The sequence below is a fragment of the Promicromonospora sp. NPDC059942 genome (genome assembly GCF_042731755.1).
Taxonomy (GTDB): Bacteria; Actinomycetota; Actinomycetes; order Actinomycetales; family Cellulomonadaceae; genus Promicromonospora.
Genome location: NZ_JBHWLR010000018.1, coordinates 78,060 through 87,424, shown reverse-complemented (window position 1 = coordinate 87,424; position 9,365 = coordinate 78,060). Strand labels below are relative to the sequence as shown.

Annotated in this window: 6 protein-coding genes; 3 read left to right on the top strand and 3 right to left on the bottom strand. The window is 73.7% G+C overall.

Annotation, left to right across the window (positions count from 1 at the left end):
• Nucleotides 1-160: 160 nt before the first annotated feature.
• The 3 genes from ACFV9Q_RS23875 to ACFV9Q_RS23865 form a co-directional block, all read right to left on the bottom strand.
• The gene (locus ACFV9Q_RS23875) at nucleotides 161-1,789 is read right to left on the bottom strand and encodes a dihydrolipoyl dehydrogenase family protein (protein ID WP_377236467.1); all 1,629 of its coding nucleotides are present in this window, start codon (nucleotides 1,787-1,789) and stop codon (nucleotides 161-163) included.
• Between the two features lie 32 nt (nucleotides 1,790-1,821).
• Nucleotides 1,822-3,510 (bottom strand): TetR/AcrR family transcriptional regulator, encoded by a 1,689-nt coding sequence (locus ACFV9Q_RS23870; protein ID WP_377236466.1) that lies wholly within the window; start codon nucleotides 3,508-3,510, stop codon nucleotides 1,822-1,824.
• A 191-nt stretch (nucleotides 3,511-3,701) separates the two neighbouring features.
• Nucleotides 3,702-6,110: a Tex family protein gene (locus tag ACFV9Q_RS23865; protein ID WP_377236465.1), complete on the bottom strand. Its 2,409-nt coding sequence runs from the start codon at nucleotides 6,108-6,110 to the stop codon at nucleotides 3,702-3,704.
• A 224-nt stretch (nucleotides 6,111-6,334) separates the two neighbouring features.
• Between ACFV9Q_RS23865 and ACFV9Q_RS23860 the strand changes: the two genes are divergently transcribed.
• The 3 genes from ACFV9Q_RS23860 to ACFV9Q_RS23850 all read left to right on the top strand — a co-directional run bounded on the left by ACFV9Q_RS23860 (nucleotide 6,335) and on the right by ACFV9Q_RS23850 (nucleotide 9,340).
• Nucleotides 6,335-7,651 carry a serpin family protein gene (locus ACFV9Q_RS23860; protein ID WP_377236464.1) on the top strand — a complete coding sequence of 439 codons (1,317 nt, stop codon included), beginning with the start codon at nucleotides 6,335-6,337 and terminating at the stop codon, nucleotides 7,649-7,651.
• 142 nt (nucleotides 7,652-7,793) lie between these two features.
• On the top strand, nucleotides 7,794-9,191 hold the full coding sequence (locus tag ACFV9Q_RS23855; RefSeq protein ID WP_377236463.1) for an OFA family MFS transporter: 1,398 nt from the start codon (nucleotides 7,794-7,796) through the stop codon (nucleotides 9,189-9,191).
• A gap of 2 nt (nucleotides 9,192-9,193) precedes the next feature.
• Nucleotides 9,194-9,340, top strand: coding sequence for a hypothetical protein (locus ACFV9Q_RS23850; RefSeq protein WP_377236462.1), 147 nt, complete (start codon nucleotides 9,194-9,196; stop codon nucleotides 9,338-9,340).
• The last annotated feature ends 25 nt before the right edge of the window (nucleotides 9,341-9,365 follow it).

Sequence of the window (9,365 nt, the reverse complement as noted above, 5' to 3'; positions counted from 1 at the left end):
ACGCCGCGGCGGGGCCGACCGACTCCCCTTTGAGGCCCGGGTTTCTTCGCTCTGGATCCGTCCAGAGCGAAGAAACCCGGGCCTCAAAGGTGAGTGGGACAGAGGGTGAGTTGGCCGAGGGTGAGTTGGCCGAGGGTGAGCGGGCCGAGCCCGAGGCGGCTCAGAGGCCGTAGGACTCCAGGAAGCGGAGCCACACCTCGCTGACCGTCGGGTACGCGGGCACCGCGTGCCACAGACGGTCCAGCGGCACCTCGCCGACGACGGCGATCGTCGCGGCGTGCAGCATCTCGCCGGCGTCCGGCCCCACGAACGTGGCGCCCACCAGGACCCGGCGCTGCGTGTCGACCAGCACCTGGGCCCGGCCCGTGTAGTTCGGGCCGTCCACGCTCGCCCCGGACACCCAGGACAGGTCGTACGACACGGCCTCGACCGGGATCCCGGCGGCCCGCGCCTCGCGCTCCGTCGGCCCCACCCAGCCGACCTGCGGGTGGGTGAACACCACCTGGACGCGCGCACCGTGGTCGGCGGTCGCGGCGTACCGCGACCACGGCTTGCCCTCCTGTCCGACGGCGGGCTCCGGGTCGCCGCTCGTCGGAGACCGGTCGCCGGACTCCGTGCCGTACCGGGCCGCGACCACGTCGCCGACGATCCGGCCCTGGTACTTGCCCTGGTGCGTGGTCGGCGCCCGCCCCGTCACGTCGCCGCACGCGTACAGCCAGCCGCCGGGCACGCCGACCACCTCGAGCGACTCGTTGACCACCAGCGCCCCGCCGCGGCCCAGGCTCGACCTGTCCAGGCCCACGCTCTCCACGTTCAGGTCGGTCGTGCGCGGCACGCGCCCCGTCGCGACCAGGATCTCGGCGGCCGTGATCGTCGCGCCGTCGGACAGGGTGACCGTCACCGGACCGGCAGGCTCGTTGTCGCTGCCGGTGCCCGGCCGCTCGACCGAGGCGACGCCGACACCGGTCCGGACGTCGACGCCGATCGCGCGCAGCGACTCGCCCACCATCTCGCCCGCGAACGGTTCGGCGTTCGACAGCAGGCCGCCCCGGGCCAGCAGCGTCACCTGTGCGCCGAGGTCCGAGTACGCGTTCGCCATCTCGACGCCCACCACGCCGCCGCCGATCACGACCAGGGACTCGGGGATCGCCTCGGCTCCCGTCGCCTCCCGGCTCGACCACGGCGCGGCGGCCGCCAGCCCCGGGGTGTCGGGCAGCACGGGCACGCTGCCGGTCGACGCGATCACCGCGTGCCGGGCCCGCAGGAGCCTCGTCACCGGGGCCTCGCCGGTCTCGGCCTCACCGAGCCCCCCGCCGACGTCGGAGTCGTCGTCCTCGCCGCCGCCGGCCGCGTCGCCGGACCCGCCGCCGGCCGGCGCGCGCGGCACCGTGACCTCCACCAGCTTCTCGCCGGCCAGGCGGCCGTGCCCGCGCACGAGCGTCATGCCCGCACCCTCGACCCACGAGACCTGCCCGGAGTCGTCCCAGTCGTAGGTGATCTCGGTGCGCCGGGCCAGCACGGCGGCGACGTCGGGCGCCCCCGGGTCGGCCAGGCCGGGTGTGTCGCGCGCCAGGGCGCGCACGGTGCCCGCGCGCAGCAGCACCTTGGACGGCATGCAGGCCCAGTACGAGCACTCGCCGCCCACGAGCTCGGACTCGACCAGGGCGACGGACAGGCCGGTGCGGGAGGCGCGGTCCGCCGCGTTCTCGCCCACGGGCCCGCCGCCGATCACGATGACGTCGTAGGTCTCGTCCGCCTGCTCACCGGGTGTCTCGGGTGCGTTGTTCATGTCGTCATCCTGGACCGAACCCGCACCACGGTCTATCGGACGGGTCCGGACGGCCCCGGCGTGTCCCGCACCAGCACGACGGCGGCGGAGAGCTTCTGGCCGAAGACGTCGAGGGCGTCGGCCGCGAGGTCCAGCACCAGCGCGTCCAGGTGTGCGGCAGCCTCCGGGGCGTCCAGGTCGCCCATGTGGCCGTAGACGGTCAGCGTGAGCAGGCCCCAGAGCCGCGCGGAGCACAGGTTCATCGCGTGCAGCAGCCCGAGCGGCACGTCCGGCGGGAAGCCCGGGATCCCGCGCATCGCCTCGCGGGCGGCCCGCAGGTGGGGCACGAGCGCGGGCAGGAGCTCGTCGTCGGGGATCACGCGGCAGCCCGCCCGCCACCACGCCAGGGCGATGGGCGCGAACACGGCGCCCACCCGGTCCAGGGCCATCAGCGGCGCGTGCCGGGGCTCCCCGGGCGTGTCCTCGCCCGGGAGGGAGATCCGCATCCGCCCCGACATCAGCAGGTCGTACTCGTTGCGGTGCGCGAGGCACCAGCGGAACAGCGCGTCGATCACGGCGTGGCACTGCGCGCTCGGGTCGTCCGCGGGCTGCCGCGCCCTGGCAGTCTCCACGTACGCCAGGAGCTCGTCGACGACGTCCTGGTGGGTGGCGTGCAACAGGCCGGGACGACCGTCGAAGTACCGGTACAGCCCGGGCGCCGCGATCCCGACGTCCTTCGCCACGGCCTGCATCGTGACGCCGTCCGGGCCGTGCTCGTCCAGCAGGCGGCGCGCCGAGCGCAGCGCCTCCGCCAGCAGCTCGCGGCGCAGCCGGGCCCGGCGGCCCGTGCCGCCCCGCGCGGTCGTGCCCGCCTCGGTGGCCGGGTAGGCCCCGGCGAGGAACGGCTCGGGTGCGGTGTTCTCGGGCGTCGCCGTCCCGGACCCGGAGCTCCCGGCCCCCGGCTCGAACACGGGCTCCAGGACGGCGGCGGGGCTGGGTGTCAAGCCGAAGAGCGCGAGGTTCCGGGCGTTCAGGTCGTCGAGCAGGGCCGTGATGTAGTCGCGCCGGACCGGACCGTCGGGCTCGGTGACGTGCCCGTACGCCGTCATGCACAACAGTCCGAAGGTGCGCTGCCACGCGACGCGGACGGCGACGACCAGACCCAGCGGCACGTCCCGGGGCGCGTCCGGGAACACGGCCAGGAGCGCGTCGCGGCGGGCGCCCAGGTCCGCCGCGAGCTCCGGGACGACCGGCTCGTCGAACCGGACCGCGCCGTCGGCCCACTGGGCGACGACCGGGGGGAACGCGAGCGCCGCCACCTCGTAGAACGTGCCGCCACCGGACTCCCCGCCGACCGGCGCGCCGTCCTCGACCAGGCGCAGGCCGGCGCCGAGCAGCAGGTCGAACTCGTGGGGGTGCGCCACGCTCCACGCGAACATCGCGTTCGTCAGCGCCTGCACCGCGGCGGCGCGGTCACCGGCCGGCTGCCGGGCGATCGCCGCGCGGACGTGCGCGACCAGCTCGTCGAGCACGTCCCGGTACGTCACCCGGAGCAGGTCGGCGCGGCTCGGGAAGTACCGGTAGAGGCCTGGCCCAGCGATCCCGATCTCCCGGCTGACGGCCAGCATCGTCACGCTCTCGAGCCCGCCGTCGGCGAGCAGGCGGCGCGCCACGACGATCGAGCTGCTCAGGAGCTCCTGCCGTCGACGTCGCCGGGGCGTGGTCTCTGCGGTGCTGCTCACGGGGCGTACTTGGTCTCCGGTGGGGGCCGACGATGCGGCACCCAGTCTCCCATGCCGGGCCCGCTCCAGGCATCACCTGGTAGCCGAACGTAGGGTTGGTCGCCCCATCACGCCTCTTGCTGCGACCAACCCTACGTTCGGCTCCTCCTCAGGCCGCGAGCGCGGCCCGCGAGCGCAGCTCGCGGAGGGTGTCAGGCCAGGCCTGCGCGGCGGAGGGCGTCCGCCATCGCGGTGTCGGCCGGGGCCGGGCGGCCGCGGCCACCCTGTCCGCCCTGACCGCCCTGCCCGCGCTGTCCCTGGCCACGGCCCTGTCCACCGCGGCCGCGGCCCTCGCCGCCGCCCGGACGGCCGCCGCGCTGGCCGTCGCCCTGGCCGCCGGCCCCGTCGGAGCGGGAGCCGCCAGACGTGCGGCCGCCGGGGGCCGCCCCGATCTCGTCGTCCAGGCGCAGGGTCAGCGAGACCCGCTTGCGCTGCAGGTCCACGTCCATGACCTTCACCTTGACGATGTCGCCCGACTTCACGACCTCGCGCGGGTCGCTGACGAAGTTCTTGGACATGGCCGAGACGTGCACGAGCCCGTCCTGGTGCACGCCGACGTCGACGAACGCGCCGAACGCCGCGACGTTGGTGACCTGGCCCTCCAGCACCATGCCGGGCACCAGGTCGCCCAGCGTCTCGACGCCGTCGGCGAAGGACGCCGTGGTGAACGCCGGACGCGGGTCGCGGCCGGGCTTCTCCAGCTCGGCGAAGATGTCGGTCACGGTGGGCAGACCGAAGGTCTCGTCCACGAACTGGGTGGGCTTCAGCGTGCGCAGGGCGCCGCGATTGCCGACGAGGGCCTGCACGTCCGCGCCCGACGCCGTCACGATGCGCCGCGCCAGGGGGTACGCCTCGGGGTGCACCGACGACGCGTCCAGCGGCTCGGCGCCGCCCGAGACCTTGAGGAAGCCCGCGCACTGCTCGAAGGCCTTGGGGCCCAGCCGCGGCACGTTCTTGAGCGCCGCCCGCGACCCGTACGGGCCGTTCGCGTCGCGGTGGGCCACGATGTTCTCGGCGAGCGTCGCGGTGATGCCCGAGACGCGCGAGAGCAGCGGCACCGACGCGGTGTTCAGGTCCACCCCGACGCCGTTCACGCAGTCCTCCACCACGGCGTCCAGCGACCGCGACAGCTTGGTCTCGGTGATGTCGTGCTGGTACTGGCCCACGCCGATCGACTTCGGGTCGATCTTCACGAGCTCGGCGAGCGGGTCCTGCAGGCGGCGCGCGATCGAGACGGCGCCCCGGATGGACACGTCGAGGTCGGGCAGCTCCGCGCTCGCGTAGGCGGACGCCGAGTACACGGACGCGCCCGCCTCGGACACGACGGCCTTGGTCAGGCCGAGCTCCGGCACCTTCTTCATGAGGTCGGCGGCCAGCCGCTCGGTCTCGCGCGACGCCGTGCCGTTGCCGATCGCCACCAGGTCCACCTTGTGCTTCTGGGCCAGCCGGGCCAGCACGGCCAGCGACTCGTCCCAGCGGTTGGCGGGCTGGTGCGGGTAGATCGTCGCGTGCTCCACGACCTTGCCCGTGGCGTCCACGACGGCGACCTTGACGCCGGTGCGCAGGCCCGGGTCGAGACCCATCGTGGCCCGCGTGCCGGCGGGCGCGGCGAGCAGGAGGTCGCGCAGGTTGGCGGCGAACACGCGCACGGCCTCGTCCTCCGCCTCGGAGCGCAGCCGCAGCCGCACGTCGATGCCGAGGTGCACCAGGATCTTGGTGCGCCAGGCCCAGCGGACGGTGTCGGCCAGCCAGCGGTCGGCCGGACGGCCCTGGTTGGTGATGTCGAACTGGTGGGCGATCGTGGCCTCGTACGACGTCGGCACGCCCGCCTCGATGCCCTCCTCCGGCTCGATCGTCAGGTCCAGCACGTCCTCCTTCTCGCCCCGGAAGAGGGCGAGCACGCGGTGGGACGGCAGGCTGGACAGGGCCTCGGCGAACTCGAAGTAGTCCGAGAACTTCGCGCCCTTGTCCTGCGCCCCGTCGCGGACGGCGGACAGCATGCGCCCGCGCTTCCACAGCCGCTCGCGCAGGGTGCCGATCAGGTCGGCGTCCTCCCCCATGCGCTCCACGAGGATCGCCCGGGCGCCGTCGAGCGCCGCGGCCGTGTCGGCCACACCCTTGTCGGCGTCGACGTACGGGCCGGCGGCCTCCGTCGGGTCGAGCGACGGGTCGCCGAGCAGCGCCACGGCGAGCGGCTCCAGCCCGGCCTCGCGCGCGATCTGCGCCTTGGTGCGCCGCTTGGGCTTGTACGGGAGGTAGATGTCCTCCAGACGCGACTTGGTCTCCGCCGCCAGGATCTGGGCCCGTAGCTCGTCCGTGAGCTTGCCCTGCTCCTGCACCGACGCCAGGATCGCCGCGCGCCGCTCCTCGAGCTCGCGCAGGTACCGCAGCCGCTCCTCGAGGGTGCGCAGCTGCGCGTCGTCGAGGGTGCCCGTCACCTCCTTGCGGTACCGGGCGATGAACGGCACGGTCGCGCCGCCGTCGAGCAGGTCGACCGCCGCGGTCACCTGCCCCTCCCGAACGCCCAGCTCCTCGGCGATGCGCTGGTTGATGCTTGCCAACGTCCACTACCTCACTTCAGGGGGTCGAACCCACCGGGATGGTCGGGAGTGATTGTGCCCGCCGCCACTGACATCTGTCGCATCCGCCCACGCGTGTCAGACGTACAGGTCACCCGGGTGACCTGTACGTCTGAGACGAGGCATGGTGCAAGCACGGGACGCGTCACGACACATCCGGAGCAGGACCCCACCCGCCCGTGCGGGCCACCGACCTGGAGGAAACCGTGCAGCGTCGCGATCCGTCCGCGCATCCCGCCACCCACCGTCGCGCGCCCGGTGCGACGACCTCGACGGCGGTCGTCACCGCCGCCGTCCTCGTCCTGACCGCCTGCGGACCCGCGGCGGACGAGGGCCTGGAACGGTCGGACGCGCCACGTGTCACCGTCGCGGTCGCCGACGCATCCGCGAGCGCCGACGCCGTCGTCGCGACGGAGGAGCTGGGCCTGCTCGCCCTGCGCGCGACCGCCACGACGAAGGACAACGCCCTGGTCTCCCCGGCGTCCCTGACCTTCGCGCTGGCCCTGCTCGCCGAGGGTGCGCGCGGCGAGACGGCGACGGCGCTGGACGCCGCGCTCGGCGCCTCGGGCGAGGACCGCACCGCGGCCTACAACGCGCTGACGGCCGAGCTCGCGAGGCACGACGGCGACCCCGGCGTCGCGCAGGACGACGACCTCCCCGACCGCCCGGTGCTGCACCTGGCGAACCAGGCCGTGCTCGACGACCGGCTCGCCGTCGAGCCGGACTACCTGGACGCGCTCGCCTCGGCGTTCGACGCCGGGGTGCAGCGCACCGACCTGGGCACCGGTTCGGGCAAGAAGGTGCTGGACGCCTGGGTGAACCACCACACGGGCGGCCTGATCAAGGAGTCGGCGATCGAGCCCGACCCGATGCTGCGCCTGGTGCTGCAGAACGCGATCCTGCTCGCGGCCCGCTGGGACACGCCGTTCCAGGAGCACGCCACGCGGGACGAGGACTTCACCGGCCCCGAGGGCACCGGGCCCGTCGAGATGCTGCACGGCACCGAGTCCTGGGGGTACGCCGAGCAGGACGGCTGGGCCGCCGTCCGGCTCCCCTACGGCGAGGCGTTCCACGCGGACGTGCTGCTGCCGCCGGAGGACACCGACCCGGCGGACGTCGCGCCCGGCACGCTGACCGCCCTCACCACCGCCCTCGACGACGCGGCGCCCCGGCTCGTCGAGCTCGCCATGCCCACGCTGGAGCTCGAACCGCCGACGCTGGACCTGGCCCCGGCCCTGGACGAGGCGGGCCTGGGCGGGCTGTACGACGCCCCGGACCTCACGGGCATCAGCACCGCCGAGCAGCTCAGGGTGAGCCAGGCGATGCAGCAGGCCTACCTGCGCCTGGACGAGGACGGGACGGTCGCGGCCGCCGTCACCGAGATCGGTGTCGCGACGAGCGGGGCTCCGGCGGGCGGGCCTGCCGTCCGCATGACCGTGGACCGGCCCTACCTGTTGCGGATCGCCCACACCGAGACCCACCTCCCCCTGTTCCTGGCCGCGGTGCGCAGCCCGCGGCACTGAGCCGGGGGCACGGCGGCGCGCCGGGGTGAGGCGCGCCGCCGTCGACCATTGACCCGGGCATCCAGCGCCAGTAGCGTGCCCACGCAAACGGGAGAAACCGCACTTACTGCGACCTGATCCCCTGAGCACGAGGAGGTGCTTGATGGCACTGTCGTTCCTCGACCGGGAGCACACGGTGGCAAAGCCCGGCTACAGCAGGTGGCTCATCCCGCCGGCCGCGCTCGCCATCCATCTGTGCATCGGCCAGGCCTATGCCACCAGCGTCTACAAGAGCGCGCTGGTCGCCCACTTCGAGACCAGCCTCACCGCGATCGGCGTCATCTTCTCCATCGCCATCGTCATGCTCGGCCTCTCGGCCGCCGTGCTGGGCACGTGGGTGGAGCGCGCCGGGCCCCGTGCCGCCATGTTCGCCTCGGCCTGCTTCTGGGCCTCCGGGTTCCTCGTCGGGGCGCTCGGCATCGCGACGTCGCAGCTCTGGCTCGTCTACCTCGGGTACGGGTTCATCGGGGGCATCGGGCTCGGCATCGGCTACATCTCGCCGGTGTCCACGCTGATCAAGTGGTTCCCGGACCGGCCGGGCCTGGCCACGGGCATGGCGATCATGGGGTTCGGCGGCGGCGCGCTCATCGCCTCGCCCCTGTCCCGGCAGCTCATGGCCGCCTACGACAGCGGCTACGACCCCACCGACCCCACCTCGGTGGCGTCGGGCAGCGCCGTCACCTCGCTCTTCGTGACCCTCGGCATCGTGTACTTCCTGGTGATGATGCTGGGCGTGTTCACGGTGAAGGTGCCGCCGCCCGGCTGGACGCCCGCCGGGTTCGACGCCGCCGCCGTCGCGGCCAAGCCGCTGGTCTCGACCGGGAACGTCTCCGCGGCGAACGCGATCAGGACCCCGCAGTTCTGGTTCCTGTGGACCGTCCTGTTCTGCAACGTGACGGCGGGCATCGGCATCCTGGAGCAGGCCGCGCCGATGATCCAGGACTTCTTCCGGGTGGACGGCGTCTCGTCCGTCGCGCCGGCGACGGCGGCCGGGTTCGTGGCGTTCCTGTCCCTGTTCAACATGGCCGGCCGCTTCGTGTGGTCCTCCACGTCGGACTACATCGGCCGCAAGCCCATCTACGTCATGTACCTGGGCGTCGGGATGATCCTGTACGTGCTCCTGGCCACCGTCGGCCACACGTCCACGGTGATCTTCGTGCTGGTGGCCGCCGTGATCCTGTCGTTCTACGGCGGCGGCTTCGCCACCGTCCCGGCCTACCTGCGCGACCTGTTCGGCACCTTCCAGGTGGGCGCCATCCACGGCCGCCTGCTCACCGCGTGGTCGGCCGCGGGCATCGCCGGGCCGCTGATCATCAACGGGTTCCTGGACGCCCAGGGCACGCCCGGCGAGCTGGTCGCCGCCGACTACCGGCCCGCGCTGTTCACCATGGTGGCCGTCCTCGCCGTCGGCTTCGTGGCCAACGCCCTGGTCCGGCCGGTCGCGGCCCGGTTCCACGAGCGGCCGGGCCGCACGGACGAGTTCGCCGAAGGGAAGGTGTGACCATGGTCGAGCAGACCCAGGAGCGGACGCCGGAGCAGCCGCCGAACCAGGTCCCGCGGCTGATCCTCACCTGGCTCGTGGTGACCGTCCCCCTGGCCTACGGGCTGTTCCAGACGGTCCGGAGCGTCATCCCGCTGTTCACGGGCTGAGGCCTTCCTGCCCGACGGCGACGTC

Bases quoted from the DNA above. Each gene is read 5' to 3' on its own strand.
- ACFV9Q_RS23875 (WP_377236467.1), bottom strand. From the start codon at position 1,789: ATGAACAACGCACCCGAGACACCCGGTGAGCAGGCGGACGAGACCTAC.
- ACFV9Q_RS23850 (WP_377236462.1), top strand. From the start codon at position 9,194: ATGGTCGAGCAGACCCAGGAGCGGACGCCGGAGCAGCCGCCGAACCAG.
- ACFV9Q_RS23855 (WP_377236463.1), top strand. From the start codon at position 7,794: ATGGCACTGTCGTTCCTCGACCGGGAGCACACGGTGGCAAAGCCCGGC.